General features: G+C 44.4%; 10 protein-coding genes and 1 tRNA gene. 4 read left to right on the top strand and 7 right to left on the bottom strand.

The window, feature by feature from the left end:
* Positions 1-14 precede the first annotated feature (14 nt).
* The gene (locus I5M27_RS06390) at positions 15-2,594 is read right to left on the bottom strand and encodes a KAP family P-loop NTPase fold protein (protein WP_200505347.1); all 2,580 of its coding nucleotides are present in this window, start codon (positions 2,592-2,594) and stop codon (positions 15-17) included.
* A 322-nt stretch (positions 2,595-2,916) separates the two neighbouring features.
* On the opposite strand from I5M27_RS06390, the gene I5M27_RS06385 reads away from it, so the two are divergent.
* Entirely contained in the window at positions 2,917-4,287 is a 1,371-nt protein-coding gene (locus tag I5M27_RS06385; RefSeq protein ID WP_200505346.1) for a 3' terminal RNA ribose 2'-O-methyltransferase Hen1, read from the top strand.
* 236 nt (positions 4,288-4,523) lie between these two features.
* A complete protein-coding gene (locus I5M27_RS06380) occupies positions 4,524-7,076 on the top strand; it encodes a polynucleotide kinase-phosphatase (RefSeq protein ID WP_200505345.1) in 2,553 nt (850 codons plus the stop codon).
* Between the two features lie 59 nt (positions 7,077-7,135).
* On the opposite strand, the gene I5M27_RS06375 is transcribed toward I5M27_RS06380, so the two are convergent.
* The 5 genes from I5M27_RS06375 to I5M27_RS06355 form a co-directional block, all read right to left on the bottom strand.
* Positions 7,136-12,091 (bottom strand): DNA repair ATPase, encoded by a 4,956-nt coding sequence (locus tag I5M27_RS06375; protein ID WP_234462416.1) that lies wholly within the window; start codon positions 12,089-12,091, stop codon positions 7,136-7,138.
* Between the two features lie 267 nt (positions 12,092-12,358).
* On the bottom strand, positions 12,359-14,530 hold the full coding sequence (locus I5M27_RS06370; RefSeq protein WP_200505344.1) for a flotillin family protein: 2,172 nt from the start codon (positions 14,528-14,530) through the stop codon (positions 12,359-12,361).
* A 2-nt stretch (positions 14,531-14,532) separates the two neighbouring features.
* Positions 14,533-15,177, bottom strand: a complete 645-nt coding sequence (locus I5M27_RS06365) for an OB-fold-containig protein (protein ID WP_200505343.1) — start codon at positions 15,175-15,177, stop codon at positions 14,533-14,535.
* A gap of 319 nt (positions 15,178-15,496) precedes the next feature.
* Positions 15,497-16,213, bottom strand: a complete 717-nt coding sequence (locus tag I5M27_RS06360) for a PspA/IM30 family protein (protein ID WP_200505342.1) — start codon at positions 16,211-16,213, stop codon at positions 15,497-15,499.
* Positions 16,200-16,622 (bottom strand): type III secretion system chaperone family protein, encoded by a 423-nt coding sequence (locus I5M27_RS06355; protein WP_200505341.1) that lies wholly within the window; start codon positions 16,620-16,622, stop codon positions 16,200-16,202. The genes I5M27_RS06360 and I5M27_RS06355 overlap by 14 nt, the downstream gene beginning before the upstream one ends.
* A gap of 323 nt (positions 16,623-16,945) precedes the next feature.
* On the opposite strand from I5M27_RS06355, the gene I5M27_RS06350 reads away from it, so the two are divergent.
* Together I5M27_RS06350 and I5M27_RS06345 are read left to right on the top strand one after the other, a co-directional pair.
* Positions 16,946-17,737 (top strand): LexA family transcriptional regulator, encoded by a 792-nt coding sequence (locus I5M27_RS06350; protein WP_200505340.1) that lies wholly within the window; start codon positions 16,946-16,948, stop codon positions 17,735-17,737.
* A 3-nt stretch (positions 17,738-17,740) separates the two neighbouring features.
* On the top strand, positions 17,741-18,220 hold the full coding sequence (locus tag I5M27_RS06345) for a phospholipase D-like domain-containing protein (RefSeq protein WP_200505339.1): 480 nt from the start codon (positions 17,741-17,743) through the stop codon (positions 18,218-18,220).
* A gap of 268 nt (positions 18,221-18,488) precedes the next feature.
* Here I5M27_RS06345 and I5M27_RS06340 read toward each other — a convergent pair.
* Positions 18,489-18,579: transfer RNA gene (locus I5M27_RS06340), tRNA-Ser, on the bottom strand.
* Between the last annotated feature and the right edge of the window lie 26 nt (positions 18,580-18,605).

Below are 18,605 nucleotides of genomic sequence, written 5' to 3'. Positions count from 1 at the left end.
GGCTTTTTATTAATTTAATTTTTAATAGGTATGATATTGAATTTGAAATTTGTATAATTCCCAAAACCAACTTTTTTCACTTCTTTATAAAATTCAAGGAATTCAGGAATATACATACAGTCTTTATCTTTCTTACTTTCAATAATTTCGATGAAGTCATCCCAGCTTTTCCAAATTTTTTCAACAAAATTATCTAAGGTATACTTGCCTTCATTTCTGCGGTCTTGATGTATTAAATCAACCAAGAAACTGTCAATATCTTTCTTTATAATGAAATCTTTAAAAATTGATTTTGCAGCTTCAGGAATTATTTCAACTCTTTTCTCATCAACAATTTCAAAGGTTCTACAGTCATGAAAGAAGCTCCAGAGATAAGAATCTAGCTTTTCTGTCTGGTTACAATAATCATCAAATAATTTAATTAAAATTCTTTCCGCTTCTCTTTGAGATAATGGCAGTTCTAAGGTTTCTCTCTTAATCCATTTTCCAAGAATGGTACTTTCAAATGAATAAGGAAAGGGAGCTTGATCAAATAAATTTAAAAGGAAAGTTTTATATGCTTCAGATGAACTTTCAGAATTATAATATTTCTTACTTATAGAGAAACTATAATCAGCTAATTTATCATAAAGGTCATCGGGATCATACCCAACATATTTAGAAAAACTATTAAATGGTGACTTTGCTTCTTGATTAGCAAAGAAGAAAATACCAGTAATTACAGTTTCAAAATCTTCTCTACTATTAAAGTCTTTGATGTCAATCAACCTATATCGTAATTCTAGTTGCTTCCCTGCTTCACAGTAGCTTTTTATTAAATCGTTAAACACTTGTTGTGAAAAAGCCCTAGCTTTCGTGAATTGTATTTCCGAAATACTATTTTCATCTAAATTATAGGCAAAATATTTTCGAAAATGCAAAGGATAAATTACTGATAAATGTTCCTCTTTTTCTGGCCAATAATGGTTTTGCTTAAGAAATAAGTATTTTAACAAAGCCATTATATTGTTTATTGAGTCTTTACTCAGAAAGTAAGATTCAGAATTATTATTTAAATATTCATCTATAGCATAGTGGTAAGTGTTATTATTACCATGCCTATTATCAAAAGATTTTAGAATATAAAAATGCTTGTATTTATAATCATGTTCTGTAATAAAATAAGAGTAAAAGTTTTTAGAAATATGTTCAAATACACTTGGGAACTTTAATCGAAGAAGCTGAAGGTATAAAAAGTCTTTAAACAAAACTTCTCCGTATAGCCCCTGCATGGTTACTGCTAAAGAGTTAGATAACCTTGTTACGTCCCTCATACTTGAAATCCAATTAAAGAAGTTTATATCATCCTTGTTACCAGGTATTTGATTAAACAAAGTACTTTCAGCTATCTCATGAAGAAAGTTAGGGAGTAACTCCTTTAAATTTTTCAATAACTTTTCTTTAAAAATCCTGGGTTCAAAATATGGTAAGTTAATCTCTAATTGAAATATTTTTTCAAGGAAAGACTGAAAGTTATGAGCATTATGCTCACTAATTGCTTGTAAAGCATAGTCTCTATCATAGGCAACTAAAAATACTGTATTATAAAAATTAGCAGTATTTCTAATAAGCCTCATTACTTCAATAATTTCAAATTTGTCAAGCCTATCCAAATCATCAATAAAAATTATAATCCTTTTATCAATTTTTTTAAGCTTGATATTTATTTCATTATGTAACGTAACCACTGAATTATCCGAACTTAAAATACCTGCAGTTGCTTTGACGGATTGCGTAATAGTATTGTCACTTAATGCTACTAATTTATCTGAATACTTGATTAGTTCATGAGACAAGGAGGAATAATAATTTCGTAATTCCTCCTGAAGCGTATCAAAAAAATCTTGAACTATAGCTTTAGGGGAACTACTATTCCATGAATTAAAATCGATAATTATATTCTCTTCTGAATTTAGATTATTCTTTATTAAATTAAAGAATGAAGTTTTACCCATTCCCCATTTAGCATTAATCCCAATAGCAAAGGATTTTTCAAGATTAGTAGCTTCTATTTTATTTGCAATAGTTTTAGCAAACTCATTATACCCTAATTCGTCTTGCTTTTTTGGGCTTAAAGGTTCATCGTCAAAAAAAGAGCCTTCAGAACTACTGTCTTGTTTGTTTTTAAAGATTATTCTTATCCAAAAAATAAAGGCTATTCCAGTCCCAAACAACAAGATATCCGCGTAATAAATAAAAGGCAATATTGAGAATGGTTTAAACTCCCATATTAATCCGTTGGTTCTGTAATACAGATAAAGAGTGCTTACAGCTACCAGAGTGAATAAATTATTATTAGCAACAATCTTTTTCCGTTTACTTATCGCATAAAAAACTAATCCCAGAATTAGAAGACCAAATATTACATCATTTGTAATGCTGCTATCACAATATGAAAGTAAAGGATTTACTACTAATTTAGTCAGTAGCCCTTCTATTGGCTTGTTGAAGATTATTATAGCACAAATAAAAACTAATATTGAAATCGTATCTTTCTTAAAAAGCCAATTCTGAAACTTAGTCCAACTTAATTCCCACTCTGTTTTATTTTTCATTCATTTGAGATTATAGAAAAGGTAAATTAAAAGAGTTTAAAAGAACTTTTTTAATTCTTCGTCAATATTATGTTTTCTTTCATAATAATGAATAAATAATTTCTCTTTATTTCCAACAACTATATTTTCAAAAATTTTAAAAACATACTCCCCTACGCAAAAAGACTGCGCACCGGCCTCCCAATTTTGAATCATCAACGAAAGCAAAAGGCCAGGCGCTGCTACTTTTTCCGGCAGAAACGATAGCGTTTCGGCAGGTGCGTTTGTTCCTTTAGCTACTGTTGCGTATTTTTTCGTTTAAGAAACTTTCCGTACCAACGCTATGATCCTGGAAATCACCACCACCTACCAGCCGGCAACCGACCTGGGCTATTTACTGCATAAACACCCGGACAAACTGCAAACCGTTGCGCTCAGCACCGGCAAGGCGCATATTTTCTACCCGGAAGCAAGTCCGGAAATTTGCACCGCCTGCCTGATGCTGGATATCAACCCGGTGGAGCTGGTACGGAGCCGGAAAAGTCCTTCGCCCACCTTGCAGGAGCATTACGTAAACGACCGCCCCTATACCAGCAATTCTTTCCTGAGTTCTGCCATTACCAAAGCCTTCGGTTCGGCGCTGAACGGCAAATGCAACGCCCGTCCGGAACTGGTAGATACGCCCATGCCCTTTACCGTAAAGCTGGCTTCGCTGAAAGCAGATGGCGGTCCGGAATTGCTGGAAAAACTGTTCGGGCCTTTGGGGTATGCTACCCAATTCGAGCAGTTGCCCCTCGACGAGCGTTTCCCGGGCTGGGGCCTGAGCAAATACGTGAACCTGGAGCTGCGGCACACCCTTCCTTTAAAAGCGCTGCTCTCCCACCTCTACGTACTCATTCCGGTACTCGACAACGATAAGCACTTCTGGATCTCCCGCAACGACATCGAGATCCTGCTGCAGAAAGGCCAGGGCTGGCTGGAAGATCATCCGGAGAAAGAATGGATCACGCGGCGCTACTTTAAAAACCTGCGGAGGTACTCCAACGAAGCCCTGCTCCGGCTGGCCGGCGAAGAAGCCTTAGCCCCGGAGGAACCGGAAAATGCGGTAACGCTAAATCTGCACCAGCAGCGCCTGCAAAAAGCTTTTGAACTGCTGAAAGCCAGCGGCGCCGGTTCGGTTTTAGACCTGGGTTGCGGGGAAGGCAAACTGCTGAAATTGCTGTTGCAGGACGGCCAGTTTAAAAAACTCACGGGCATGGATGTATCCTTCAGCTCCCTGCAAAAAGCCAAAGAAAACCTGCACCTTTCCGATGCCGCCCCGGCCCTGCGCGAACGCCTTTCGCTTTTCCAGGGCTCGGTAACGTACCAGGACGAAAGGCTTTCCGGTTACGATGCCCTCGCGATGGTAGAAGTGATCGAGCACCTGGACGAAGAACGTTTACCGGCCATGGAAAAAGTGGTTTTCGGGCTGGCCAGTCCGCCAACCATCGTGCTTTCTACCCCCAATGCCGAGTACAACGTGATCTACCAGAAACTGCAGGCCGAAGACTTCCGCCACGAAGACCACCGCTTTGAATGGAGCCGCCCGGAATTCCGGAACTGGTGCGAAAAAGTAGGCGAACAATACGGCTACAGGGTAAGCATATCGCCGGTCGGCCCGGAAGAACCTGAAGTGGGGGCGCCATCGCAGATCGCGGTTTTTACAAAGAAGTAAGGCACCTCACCCTAAATCCCTCTCCTTGAGGAGAGGGACTTTTATACTCTGCCGAATTAAATAAAACTATCAGGATCAAACGAAAACCAAACCTCCGGAGCCCCACTTCTCCTTCAGGAGAATTAAAGTACTGCCCATACAAGTAATACCTCCAAAACAAAACGAAAAACCCACACTCCCAAGTCACCCCTTCTCCTTTTAGGAGAAGGGGCCGGGGGATGAGGTCACCATATACCATGAAAGATATAAAACTACCGGAAATAGCCCTGGTGGTGCTGGTCGGGCCGAGCAGCTCCGGCAAAAGCACCTTCGCCCGCAAGTACTTTAAGCCAACCGAAATCATTTCCTCTGATTTCTGCCGGGCCCTGGTGTCCGACGATGAGAACGACCTGGATGCCACCAAAGATGCTTTTGATGTGTTGCATTTTTTAGCCGCCAAACGCCTGAAACGCGGTAAACTTACCGTGATCGATGCGCTGAATATCCGCAAGGAAGACCGGGCCAAACTGGTGCAGCTGGCAAAAGACAATTATGCCCTGGCCGCCGCCATTGTGCTGGAAACACCCATCAAAACCGCTTTCGAACGCCACGCCGGCCGCACCGACAGGAACTTCGGCAAAGCCGTGCTGGAAAAGCAGTTCGACAGCTATAAGCGCTCCCTGAAATCGATCAAACACGAAGGCTTTGGCTACACCTATTTTGTAGATACTTCGGAAGAGCAAACCATCGTAAGACAACCGCTCTGGAACAACAAAAAGGAAGAGCACGGCCCTTTCGATATTATCGGCGATGTGCACGGCTGCTTCGAAGAGTTGAATGAGCTGTTGCAAACGCTAGGGTATTTGGTCGAAAAACTGCCCGATGGTCATTACCACGTGCAGCACCCGGAAAACCGCAAACTGATCTTCCTCGGCGACCTGGTAGACCGGGGCCCGGATTCACCGGAAGTGTTGCGCCTGGTAATGGATGCCGTTAAAGTCGGCAAAGCGCTGTGCATCCGCGGCAACCACGACGACAAACTTCAGAAATACCTGTTGGGCAAAGACGTAAACCTGGCGCACGGCCTGGAAAAAACGGTGCAGCAATTAACCAATGCCAACAAAGAATTTAAAGTCGAACTGAAGGCTTTTCTGGATAGCCTGATCGCGCATTACGTGCTGGACAACGGCAACCTGGTAGTAGCGCACGGCGGTTTGCCGGAGGAAATGCACGGGAGAGCGGCCGCTGCCGTAAGGGCCTTTTGCCTGTACGGCGAAACCACCGGCGAGATCGATGAATTCGGGTTGCCGGTGCGCTACAACTGGGCCAAAAATTACCGCGGAAAAGCCACCGTGGTGTACGGGCATACGCCGGTTCCAACCGTGGAGTGGCTCAACAATACCGTAAACATCGACAACGGCTGCGTATTCGGCGGCAAACTCACGGCGCTGCGTTATCCGGAGCGGGAAACGATATCTGTTTCTGCTAAAAAAGTGTACGAAGAACCGGTAAGGCCGCTGCTGCCGGAGGAACCTACGCAGGCGCTTTCCGCCCAGCAGCAACAGGACGATTTGCTCGATATCAGCATCATTAAAGACAAATACCTGGTAGAAACCGGGTTCGGCAACCGGGTAATTATCCGGGAAGAAAATGCGGTAGCGGCCCTGGAAGTAATGAGCCGGTTTGCCGTAGATCCAAAATGGCTGATCTACCTCCCGCCTACCATGTCGCCGCCGGAAACCAGCCCGCTGCCAAACTTCCTGGAACACCCCCAAGAGGTCTTTCAATACTTCCGGAAAAACGGAGTAAATGAAGTGATCTGCGAAGAAAAGCATATGGGTTCGCGCGCCATCGCCATTGTCTGCCAAGATCCGGAAGTGGCCGTTACCCGCTTCGGCATGCAACAGCCGGCCCCGGGAATCATGTACACCCGCACCGGCCGCCGCTTCTTCGACAACCCGGAGCACGAACAGCTTTTCCTGGCAGAAATTCACCGGGCATTAACGGCTTCCGGTTTTTGGGAACAATTCCATACCGATTGGGTTTGCCTGGACGGTGAATTGCTGCCCTGGTCTTCCAAAGCCAAAGCCCTGATCATAAATCAATACGCCGCCGTAGGAACTTCCGCTTTAAACGGCCTTGCCCAAACCGAAACTGCATTGACAAAAGCTTTGGCCAGAGGAATTCCGGTAGAAGACTTATTGCATGAAACAGTTGCCAGGGAAAAAGCCATTGCAGATTACGTGACTGCTTACCGCAACTACTGTCAGGAAACCAACGGCATCGCAGGGCTCGTTTTCGCCCCGTTCCACATTCTGGCTACCGAAGGCAAAATCTATAAAGACCAGCTTCACACCTGGCACCTGGAACAGCTTAAAAACATCTGCGCTTTTAACCAGGTGTTCCTGTTGTCCACCAACAACCTGCTGGTAGATCTCAACGATGAAGCCAGTGTAAAGGAAGGCATAAACTGGTGGCTGGAAATGACCGAAAAAGGCGGCGAAGGCATGGTGGTAAAACCATTAGAGTTTATCCCAACCAATAAAGGCCGCATCATGCAGCCCGCCATGAAATGCCGGGGCAGCGAATACCTGCGCATTGTGTACGGCCCGGAATATGACTTAGGCGAAAACCTGCCAACCCTGAAACAACGCAGCGTGAAAATGAAACGGGAAATAGCGCTGCAGGAATTTACTTTAGGGCTGGAATCGCTGGAACGGTTTGTAAAGAAAGAACCGCTCCGCAGGGTGCATGAATGTGTATTCGGAGTGCTTGCGCTGGAAAGTGAAGCGGTGGATCCGAGGTTGTAAAAAAAAGCCTGCAACAGAAACGTTGCAGGCTTTTGTAGTTTTGGAAGCAATTAGAATTTTTAAGAGAGATTCTCTGATTGTTTAAACTGATTCAACACTTCCTTAATGCCCATTAATCCTACCGAAATATTTTCCATCTGTTCCAGCACCTGCCCAACCTGATTATTATCACCGAAGCCTTTTCGTTTCAAGTTTTTCACGTAGGTGTTTTTAATGTCTTCCCACCGCTGACTTTCTGAGCCCGAAAGCATACCGTTTAGTTCTTTAAATTTCAGCATATTCGCTTCAGCTCCAGAAGTTAAAGTTTGCGCCTCCGATTCGTAATGCGACAAGATCAAAGTTTGCAGTTCCTCGTCGTTCATGATTGGCATTACTTTTTCGGTAAGCTTGTTCATGTTCCGGTAAGAACCTTGCAGCTTGAACGGCGGTTCGGTGCGGTATTCTTCGGCCTGGGCAGCGGATCGAATGTATTCCATGTTCACGGCCAGAATAATATCCCGGATGCGAAGCAGTTTTTTCAGTACCAGGCTGTATTCATTTAATTCTTCCGGCGAATGGTTACCTTCAAAAGTGAGTCCATCCTGGCTGCCAGTTTCGGTCAGTTGTAGCAAGGAATAAACATCTTGCTGGCTTCTGGAAGCCAAATTTGCCAGCACTTTATTGGAAGTCAATGCATTTTCCAGGTAGCTGAGTTTGAAAACGTCTTCGGTATTGCCGATGATATCGCCTAAGTTGTAAATATCGGCCCGGTTTGCCAGCATATCCGGGATCCGGAATTTTTCGCCGGTTTCGGTGTAAGGGTTTCCGGCCATTACTACGCATACTTTTTTACCCCGGAAATCGTAAGTTTTGCTTTTGCCTTTGTAAACTCCTTCTATCTTCCGCTGCGCATCGCAAAGCGAAATGAATTTCTGCAGAAACTCGGGGTTACAGTGCTGGATATCGTCCAGGTAGATCATCACGTTATCGCCCATTTCGAAAGCCAGGTTCAGCTTTTCCAGCTCTTCCCGCGCCGCAGCGTTTGGTGCTTCCGTTGGGTCCAGAGCCGTAACCTGGTGCCCCAATGCTGGACCATTGATCTTCATAAAAATAATTCCCAACCGGTTGGCCAGGTATTCCATAATGGTGGTTTTACCGTAGCCCGGCGGCGAAATCAGCAGCAACATGCCCATTAAATCAGTGCGTTTGTTTTCACCTGCACTACCAATTTGCTTGGCTAAATTGGCCCCGATCAACGGCAGATAAACCTGATCGAGGAGTTTATTCCGCACAAAGGAAGAAAGCACCCTTGGCTTGAATTCATTCAGGCGTAATTCTTCTTCAAAAGTATGGGTTAAGTGTTTTTTCAGCTCTGTAAACCGATTAAACTGCGGTACTATTTTAGCTTCAAAATCCCGCAATCGGTTCATGAAGGAATTGAAATGCAGCTGATAATTCTGTGCTTCCAGTAAATTATGAGAACCGCGGAAACCGGTAAGTTTTTCCCGCAACGAAACCGAAACAACCCGGTCCGGCTGGTAGGCATGCGTAAACAAAACTACCGCAGTTTCGGCTACATAATCTCCTTTATCGTTGTGCTCCGATTGGCTTACGAAAGCGCGCACCCAGTTTTGTACCAACGCAAATTGCATGGCCGGATTTCGATCCAAGGCTTTTACTGAGGCTTCGTATGTTGCCAGCACTTTGTGATTTTTGAGGTAATCCAGGAACGCGTGATAAAGCAAGCCCGCTTCATGATCGATGATGAAATGATCGCCGCGTATTAGTTCATGAAACAGGTACGTCGCTGCGTCGGTAGAATTTACGTTCTGGCATAAATTCGTTTCTGCAATAAACGTGTTCAGCTCCTTTTCAAGTTCGGAAATGATGGCGTCGAACTGGTGCGTATTCGGGAAAACCTGCAGAATGGAACCAATGCCTTTCAGCTGGTGGTGTAATTCTGCTTTGCGGGAAACCGGGGCAAATGCTTTCCAGTAAAGTGAGGCACAAGCCCGGGCATTGGCATCGAACCGCAAAAGATCGGCGGTTTTGGTTAATCGTACCATAGCCTGCAAGATCAAGGCAGCATCATAGTCGTGCACACCTTTTACGTAGCCTTCATTAAAACGCGTGGCCATAAAGCGCTGTACGTATTCTGACAGTTCAGCGTGCGTTAACCGGAATAATTCATCGGTTGTAAGTACCGAAGTTACAGAAATTTCGAAGGTAGCATTTACTTGTTTTTCCCGGGCTGCTTCCAGCACTTTATAAGCTAAATATTCCCCCCGGTAAACGGTTGCATTCTCAGAAACCAGGCTTTGCTCCCAAACCAACCGGTAGCTTAAAAACTCCTGATCGGTGATCTTTTCGAAGAAATTGGTGCCGGCCAGGTGAAAAAACATTTCGCCTTCTTTGTGCACAATGCTGAGCGCCAGCGGCTGGGTATTTACCGTGAAATGGTGATTGCCTAGCTTCAGAACATCCTGGCCGTTCACGAATAATTCCTGCCGGTCTTTCAATTGCCTAACCGCATCTTCGCGCGCCGTTTTCAGCCGACTTTGGATGGTGTCAGCTTTAACGGTGTCGCCAAAACTCAGCAATTCATCGGTAATGTTCCGAACTTTCTCTATCATTAGATCGGAAGCAAAATAGCCGTTTATTTCGTTTATCGAAGCAAGTTTGGCTACCCGGCTTTGCACAGCTTTCAGTATGCGGTCGGCGGATTGCTGCAGGCTGCTGGCCCGCTTGTTCCGGCTTTCCTGCAGGCTCACTTTTTTGGTTTCGAAGGTATTATAGATCTCTTCGCGTTTTACACTTAATTGCTCAATAAACTCTTCGAAATCCGGGAATTTACCCTCCAGTTCTTCGAGCTGCACCATGAGGCGCGCCAAATACTCTTCGCATTTCTGCGGCGTATCGCACAGATCCAGGTAATTGATCACGCCTTGGCTGATCAGCTTGAGCTGCGAGTTGAATTCGGCTTTGCCTTCTACGCTGAGTAACTCCTTTTTCTTTCTTTTAAGCGCCGCTTTGATCTGGTTGAATCCGGAATAAATGGCCGAAATGGCATCGATGATGCGGGTGGTTTGGGTTGCGTCTTCGATTTTCAGATTTCCTACCACCTCGATCAGCATTTCCAGTTCTACCGAGATCGCATTTATTTCTTTTTCGGTCGCATCCGTTTCAACCACTTTTTGCGCCAGATCGATAGCGTTTTCAATGGATTTCACCCGGGCTTCGTAAGGCTGCAAGGCATCCGGCTTTAACAGGAAATCCACGCAATCGTTGGAAAGTAACCGGGTATTTTCTTCGAGTTTTTTCTCGCAAACCTCTATCCTTTCCAGGTCAGCATAACGCAGCTCTTTCAGCGAAATTACTTCCCCGCGCAAGGCCCGCAATTCCGCCAGATATCTTACAAACGTGTTAATTTCGGCGGCTTTCTGGATCTTGATGGTTTGAATTAACGCATCCGTTTTATCCAGCACCAGGTTGATCTGCTTTTCGGTATTTTTCCGGAGGCTGACCACTTTCTCAAATTCATCTACCGCCGCGGTGGCCGTCTGCCGGATAGCGATCAGTGGCTTGGCCAAATTGAAAATTTCTTCTTTCGTGAGCCAGTGGTAACCGTCCAGAATATCGGTGGTGCGCTTGATCAGGTCCAGGTACAGGTTGCTATAAGAATCGTCTTTGTTCAGCAGGGTCAAAAGTTCAGTACTTTCAGCCATGGCCCGCACAATATCTTTGTTACCGATCTTATAAACATACGAATCCTGGGAAACCGGCAGCGTAAAATCCGGACTTACAAAGGGCGTTTGCCAGACCTGAATGGCGTGGTTCTTTTTCGCTTCCGGATCGGCGCGGAAATAGCAAAGTTCGCCGTTCTCGAAGATCGCGTAGCCGTGGCAAATAATCGGGTTTTCGATCTTCTGACTGATCAGGTTATACGAAAGCAACAGATACGTGCCGGCTTCTTTGTTATAGAATACATATAGGAAATCTTCCCCGTTTGGCGAAGCAATGCGCTTCTCAAAGATCATGTCTTTGAGGTTGTTTTCGAACTGTTTGAAATCGCCGGTTTGCAGGTAATACCCGTAAGCGTAAATAATGCCTTGATCATCGGGCAGCATGATGCAGCAATCTTCCAACGCATCGATCCGGCGGGCGGTGTGCAGTTTGGAATTGTAAACGATGTAGCGGTATTTATTTTCGCGGTACGGCCGGATCTTCAGAATAATAATGTTGCCGATAATAGCGTAATAAACTTCCGAATCGTCGAGCGTCTGGTCTTTATCCTCTACTTCTTCGGAATAAATCCCCTGACCGCTTTCGGTATTGTCCTCAATTTTAATGGTGAGGTCGCCGCCCAGCGTTTCTACGAAAACCTTGTCTTCGATGGAGATATGCGGATATTTACCTTTGCGGTGCGCTTCGCGGGTAGGTCGCTTCCAGGAAAAATCGTGCTGCGTGGGGTAAATAAATTCGTGGTCGGAGCGGTTATCTAGATATTTTAAAGTACCGCCGTTAATCGCCCATTTAAACGTTTTAATATCGTTCACGCCCTTGCCGATCCGGAAAACCATGAATAAACTGGTCCCGATCAAGGCGAATTTTACGAACTGGGTATTTTTGTAATACTTATAAAGCTTTTTAAAATCCTCCACAAAAACGCTATCGTTTATCAGCTCTAAACCCAACGGATGAAAGATGCGGTTCTCATACTTATAAATGCTGAAAACATCCGTTAGTTCGATCTCATTTTTCAGCCCGATCACCACGTTGTAACCAAACAAAAATGCGGAACCAACCGGTACCATGTCCCAGGGTATGCAGTTGTTTTCCGTAGTAATCCGTTCGGTAGCTAACAGCGCAGTTTCGATGGCACCGAAAACCTGTTTCCGTTCCTGATTTAGTTGCTCAATGCGCTGCTGCAGTTCCCGGCTGTTTTCCTGCAAACGTCCCCGCAGAATTTCGTAAGTTCCGTTCTCCAGTTGCACATTGGAAGCAGTAGGTTCGGCAGCAGTAGGGTTGGTATTCATGAAGAAAAAAACGCTAGGGTAATTGGGGTAAAAAGTGGTTTATGGCGAAGTGGTACACTTCATTGGTGGGGCAATAAAACAATCACCCCTGGCCCCTCCTTGGTAAGGAGGGTAGCTTTTTGTTCGGTGTTTCTAAATGACTTTTTTAGATTAAAAGCATAGCGTTTTTCTATGCCTGCTATAAAAAACAGCAATTAAAAACTGGCTGTCACCAGCTCCCTCCTTTTCAAGGAGGGGCCAGGGGTGGTTATTTACGCTTTCAAATTCTTAATTCAACCCAAAACTATGTACCGCCTTATCCGCAAAACCCATAGCGTTGGCAGTGGTAGTCAATTGCTTTAAAGCATCTTTGGTAGAATCATCGGCATTGGTCATCATCTTTAAGAGCAGCGCCGAAACACTTAGGTTGCGCACATCGTCGGAGTTCATGCCGAACTGGTTGATGAAGCGTTGCAGGTTCATTTTGAAATCAACTTCGCCGTTACCGTTCACGTGGAAGAAGGTATCTTTTACCGAGCCTAACACTTCCGAATTTCCTACTAAGCGGTCAACCTGTTTACCTTTGGTGATAGAACCTACGATCTGGTCGAAGAACATCGTTTCGCCGCCCACAATATCGATTTTCGCAGCTTTTAAAGCTTCGGAAATAACGCTGGCTTGCGCGGAAGCGATATCTTTCTGAATGTTGATCTGCGCCAGTTCGATGGATTTGTCTTTGTCGAGACGTAACTTGAATTCTTCGTGTTCTTTGCCAACGCCGTCCAGTTTTTTCATGGCCTCGGCTTTTTCCTGAATTCCTTTCGCGTCTACAGATAGTTTTTCGCTGTTCACACGGGCTTCGGCCAGTCCTTTTTTCTCGGTGGCAGCAGCCAGGTTTTCTACTACTGTAGCATCGGCAAAGCCTTGTTCTTTGGTGATTTTGGCCGCTACCATACCAATTTTTTCGTCGGCTTCAGCTTGCGCTTCGGCTTTTACTTTGGTGGCTTTGGCTGTAGCCACGGCCTGCATTTCAATAACCACGGCTTCTGCTTCACCTTCTTTCTGATGCGCTTCGGCTTTGGCTTCCATCACGCGGGCTTCCGACATGCCAATGGCGGCCGCCTGAGCAGCTTCCGCTTCGGCCATCATTTTAATTGCCTGGGCCCGGTTTGCAGCCGAAACTTGCTCCGCCTCCGAATCGATAAGCAATTGTTTTGCCCGGAATTCAGCTGCATTGCGGGAGGCTTCAGCCCCTTTAATTTCCTTAACCAATGCTTCTTCGGCCTCCATTTCGGCGTGCTTGATGGCAACCGATTTGTTACGTTCGGCTTCGGCAAAAGCACGGGTATCTTTGATCTTTTCTTCTTCTTCTACCGTAGCTTTTTCCACTACCACGCGTTCCCGAATAATGGTTTGGATGTTTTTCCGTTCCTCTTCCAGCGCTTTTTCTTTTTCGATCTGGGCCAGAGCCACAATGCGTTCGCGTTCGTTTATTTCCAGCATGCGGGCTTGCTCTACACGTTCAGTTTCTACGGCATCAGTACGTTGCTTGCTTCTTTCGGCTACCAGGATCTGGCGGTCTTTATTCTGCTCCGCAATCTTTACTTCTTCGTCGGTTGCAATACGGGCTTTCTCAGAAACCAGGCGTTGTTCATGACGTACTTTCTCAATTTCGGCAAATTCCCGCGATTTGATGTTTGAGATTTCGCGCTTTTGTTTTTCTTCATTTTCTGCTAGCTGACGCTCTAATTGCAGGATCGTTTCCTGCGCTTCTACGTCTTGCTTTTTAATGGTTTTTTGTTTTTCGCGTTCAATGTAATTGGCCTGAACTTTCTGCTGCGCCGTAAGGTCGATGATCTTTTTAATACCTTCCGCATCCAGAATGTTGTTTTCGTTTAGAGATGAAAGCGGGGTTTGCTCCAGGTAATCGATGGCACAATCGTCGAGTACGTAACCGTTCAGATCGGTACCAATGGCGGCTAAGATCTGCCGTTTGAAATCGTCGCGGCTTTGATACAGGTCAACGAAATTAAAATGCTTGCCAACAGTTTTCAACGCTTCGGAAAATTTGGCGTCGAATAAACCTTCCAGCGCGATCTGGTCGGAGGCGCGGCGGCAGCCAATAGATTGCGCAACCTGCATTACATCTTCCGGCGTTTTGTTTACCCGCAGAAAGAAATTCACTTTAATATCCGCGCGCAGGTTGTCTTTACAGATCAGGCCTTCGGCGCCGGTACGGGCAATTACAATGGTCTTTAAAGTAGTATCCATTACTTCCAGTTTATGAATAACCGGAACCACAAAAATGCCAGAGAAAGAAACGGTAGTGTCGCCGAAACCGGTGCGCACCAAGGCTTCACCCTGAATGGCTTTCTGGTACATTTTAATAACGATGGCAACCAGGCCAAAGAGAACCAACGCCAGAATTCCGACGATAGTGAAAGATAACTGTGCAATCATGGTTAAAGGGATTCGAAAGGTTCTATTAAGTATATTTTATTATCAGCATTAAAATCGATCACCAAGCCGGTTTCACCTTTTTGCAGGGAGGCGCCTTTGGTGGTTTTTACATTCAGAATGAGCGGCGCGCCTTCGGTTTTAACTGCGGCCTGGCCTAATTCGGTTGGCGTGGCCGGCAACAAAACCGTGCACACTTTTCCGATTATGGTAACTGAACTGTCGTGTTCTTTTTCCAGGGCCGCAAACATTTTCACGAAAGGCGTAGTCAGGATCTTGGCAATAAAAAGGCTGGCGATCAGGTTGGGGATCAGCATTAAAAACGCTATGCCGGAAGGTAGAAAAACTCCGTAATGCACCGTTAAAATTGCCAGCACCCAGAACGGTAAAATGAGAAAACTCATGAACACCATGAATGGAATGCGGCCGAGATTAAAAAATGCCAGAATGCTGTTCAACCAGGCCACCGAAAAATCCTGGTGCGCATCGAAATGGGTATCGATGTGAATTTCCTTCCCGATCTCAAAATGAAAAGAATTCAGATCCAGCAATCCTACGATCACGGAAACCCAATAAATTAGAATGAACACCAGCAAAGTGGTTGGAATAATGTTGGCCGGCGCAACGGCAGCTTGTAAAAGTTCGGTCATAGGCAAAAGTAATCTATATTATTTGCACATTTCAGAAGCACTTAATATGTATTTTAGCTTTCCGTTTGTGAGGGATTTTCAAATGAACTCTTCCGGTTTACAGCTCCGGAAGTACTCATCTGAGATTTTAAACGCCCATTTCAACTGTTTTCAGGTTTTACTAATTTTAGCAAAAACATTAGGCTTATTGCCTGAAAAAATCAGATGAAAATTCCTTATAAAATGTTCTATTTATTAAAGATCTAATGAAAATTCAGGAATCAGGATTGCGCAAAACGCTAGGCAAAATGCTCTAAAAAATCCGCTGAATGTTTGAAAATTACTCCGGCACTTCAGTTAAACCAAGCTTCGATTTAAGCGCGGCAACTTTATCTGAAGCAGTGCGGGCCTGGCTTTTTTCCAAAGCTTTTTCTATTTCCTGATCTATGGTGCGGCTTTCGTTGGCAATTTCCCCGTACGATTCAGCTAACGCTTCTTCTACGGCTACTTTCTCTTTCATGCGTTCAAGCAACGCTACTGTACCGGAAGAATCGATCTGGGCCAATTGCTTGTTTATGGTTTGCGTGGCTTTGCTAACCGTAACGCGGCTTCTAAGGGTTTTCAGTTCGTTTTCCCACTTGCTTAAAGTGCTGCGCAGCGTTTTAATATTCTGATCCAGCTGCTGCACCGATTTTTCAAACTTTTCCTGATCCGTTGTCGCTTGTTCCGCCAGTTTCAGGTTTTCTTCTTTTTTCACGAGCGCTTCCCCAGCTAAACGGTCCGCTTCCTGGCTTTCCAGATCGCCTTTGTGGGCCCGCTGCAGCAATTGAATGGCTTTATGTTCGTATTCATCAGATTTTGCGCGGCAGGCTTCAGCTTCGTTGCGGGCCCGGATGGCCATGGCTTTTACCTCGGCCAGCGCGCGCAGGCTTTTTTCCAGGTCGGCTTTCATGTCGCGGATTCCCTGTTCGGTCATTTTGATCGGGTCCTCCAGTTGATCAATGGCGGAATGCGTTTCGGCCTGGCCGATCTTAAAGATGCGTTTAAATATGTTCATAGCTGTTTTCGTTAATTTTTGAAAATTGAATTAATTGTTCGGAATACTCACTTAGCAATAAGGCCAGCGAATTAAAAGAAGCTTCGATCTCGCGCAGATCCAGGTTTTCTACTTGCAAAGTATCGCGGAAGATCAGTTTGCGGCCGGTTTCATCCAGCACAAAAGCACCGTGAATGATGTCGCGGTTTTTTTTAAGCAAACTTTGCAGCACTTCTATAGTCAACTCTGGCAAATCCAACAGGTGCTGTTCCATGATCAGAAGCGGATCGGCGCAGCCAATAACCAGATTCTGAATACCCAGTTCCGGTTTTTCAACCACAAATACCCCGTCTAAGGCGCTTTCGTGCGAAATATGAAAGTTCAGGTCCTGTAAATAAGCCTTCACTTTGGTAAAGTAAGGATTGTTCATGTTGAAAATTTTTAAAGTTCCGTTTTCAAATTGCCGATTCCTGCGAAGTGGCGAAATAAAGAAGCGCTTTTTAGTAGAAGCAACTTTTCTGTGCAAAGTCAGTTCTATGAGCATTTTCAATTCCTAAGGTAAGAAAGAAAATGCAATTGGTTGTTATACCTGCCAAAAAAAATCAATTACGAACTTAAAAATTTCTTAGCCGAGCCCTTGGCTCAAAAAAATAGCAGTTATTAGTACGAAGTATGGTGAAATTTTCTACATTTACAATGCAAGTATACTACAATAAATAGATACGCTCAAAATATTAGCAGGTTTTATTTTTTATGTCTTTTATTGGAAAAAATATCAAGAAGATCCGTACGGTCAGGAATTTGAGCCAGGCGGGTTTTGCACAACTCTTTAATTTGGCCCGACCCAGCGTAGGCGCCTATGAAGAGGGCCGTTCAGAGCCAAAAATGGAAACTGTGGTGCAAATAGCCCGACAATTCGGCCTTTCTATTGACCTACTGCTAACCAAAGAGCTGACCGTAAACGAGCTTTATGGCTTCGATATTTATAAACAAGAACTGAAGCAGGCCCCATCGCTCAAAAAAATAGCAAACCCCACTCCTGCTCCCGAAACTGTATTGATTAAAGCAGCCCAAACCTTGGAATACATTGTAAACCGGCACGAGAAAAAATTCATAGAAAGCCTGCCGGTGGTCCATTTTCCAGTGGATTTAAAGAATATAGGTCGGGCTTTTGAGCAACCCGGTTCTGAAATGCAATATCTCGAAACCGGTATTTTTCCCGGTGACCTGCTTCTGGGTGAGTTGGTTGAACCTGAGAACTATTGCGATGTTATTCCAGGTAAAGTTTACGTAGTGGTATTGCAAAGCAGCTTGCTAATACGTCGGTTAGCAGAAGTTGTATCAGGTGAAACACTACAATTTAAAGCAGATAATCCTGAATACAATTTGGTAACCTTACCGGTAAAAGAAGTGTTGGAAATTTGGGAAGTCCGGGGCGTTTTCAGTTCTCGGCTAAAAGCACCTGCGCTGGTGGAAGAAAGGCTAATCGTTTTGGAACAAGTAGTGCAGCAATTAAATGATCGTATAAAAGCACTTGAAAAATAAGTTATGTTTTCCGTATTGAAATCTTCCGAAAAAGTGATAAGCAAGGCCTATTTCAGTCCAGGCACCGAATGTCAGCAGGCCATTATCTCCGCAATTGACAACGCCAAAACCTCCATCAAAATTTGCGTATTCACCATCAGCGACGATCTAATCACCAGAGCAATTCTGACTGCTCACCGCCGGGGAATTCCAATCAAACTATTAACCGATAATGAGAAACTCTTCGACCAGGGCTCTGACATTAAAGAACTGGCGCAAGCCAGGGTAGAGATTCGCACAGACAATACCCGCAACCACATGCACCACAAATTCGCCATTATAGATCACCAGGTTCTGATAACGGGCAGCTACAACTGGACTCGTAGTGCAGCCATATATAACCACGAAAATTTGATTGTTACCAATGGAAAAGATTTAGTGGAATTCTTTTTAGTAGAATTCGATATGCTTTGGAAGGAAATGTCGGTGTTTGAAGGATTATAATCTCCACATATTCATGTTCAGGCTTTCTTAAAATTCTTTGAAAATAACTAAGTAAAATTGAAGGAAAGTTAATCCAGGAATTAAAGCACCACATTTCAGATAAGAAGCTTATTATTTAATTAATAAACTCCCTAGTAGCAAGATTGCATTAGCCTATCTTGTTATATATTATTATTAAAAAAAGGTGTTTGATGTAAGATGTCCAATATGTCCGAATTAAAACAAAAAAGCCCTGTAAGGAAAACCTACAGGGCTTTAATAAATATATTGGCAGAGAGGATGGGATTCGAACCCACGATACCCTTTTGGAGTATACACACTTTCCAGGCGTGCTCCTTCAACCACTCGGACACCTCTCTGTTTAATAGGCTGCAAAGAAACGGAT

Source organism: Adhaeribacter terrigena, from assembly GCF_016623615.1.
GTDB classification, from domain to species: Bacteria; Bacteroidota; Bacteroidia; order Cytophagales; family Hymenobacteraceae; genus Adhaeribacter_A; species Adhaeribacter_A terrigena.
This window is presented reverse-complemented; position numbering and strand designations above follow the sequence as displayed.

Bases quoted from the DNA above. Each gene is read 5' to 3' on its own strand.
- I5M27_RS06350 (WP_200505340.1), top strand. From the start codon at position 16,946: ATGTCTTTTATTGGAAAAAATATCAAGAAGATCCGTACGGTCAGGAAT.
- I5M27_RS06365 (WP_200505343.1), bottom strand. From the start codon at position 15,177: ATGACCGAACTTTTACAAGCTGCCGTTGCGCCGGCCAACATTATTCCA.
- I5M27_RS06370 (WP_200505344.1), bottom strand. From the start codon at position 14,530: ATGATTGCACAGTTATCTTTCACTATCGTCGGAATTCTGGCGTTGGTT.
- I5M27_RS06345 (WP_200505339.1), top strand. From the start codon at position 17,741: ATGTTTTCCGTATTGAAATCTTCCGAAAAAGTGATAAGCAAGGCCTAT.
- I5M27_RS06375 (WP_234462416.1), bottom strand. From the start codon at position 12,091: ATGAATACCAACCCTACTGCTGCCGAACCTACTGCTTCCAATGTGCAA.
- I5M27_RS06380 (WP_200505345.1), top strand. From the start codon at position 4,524: ATGAAAGATATAAAACTACCGGAAATAGCCCTGGTGGTGCTGGTCGGG.
- I5M27_RS06390 (WP_200505347.1), bottom strand. From the start codon at position 2,594: ATGAAAAATAAAACAGAGTGGGAATTAAGTTGGACTAAGTTTCAGAAT.
- I5M27_RS06360 (WP_200505342.1), bottom strand. From the start codon at position 16,213: ATGAACATATTTAAACGCATCTTTAAGATCGGCCAGGCCGAAACGCAT.
- I5M27_RS06355 (WP_200505341.1), bottom strand. From the start codon at position 16,622: ATGAACAATCCTTACTTTACCAAAGTGAAGGCTTATTTACAGGACCTG.
- I5M27_RS06385 (WP_200505346.1), top strand. From the start codon at position 2,917: ATGATCCTGGAAATCACCACCACCTACCAGCCGGCAACCGACCTGGGC.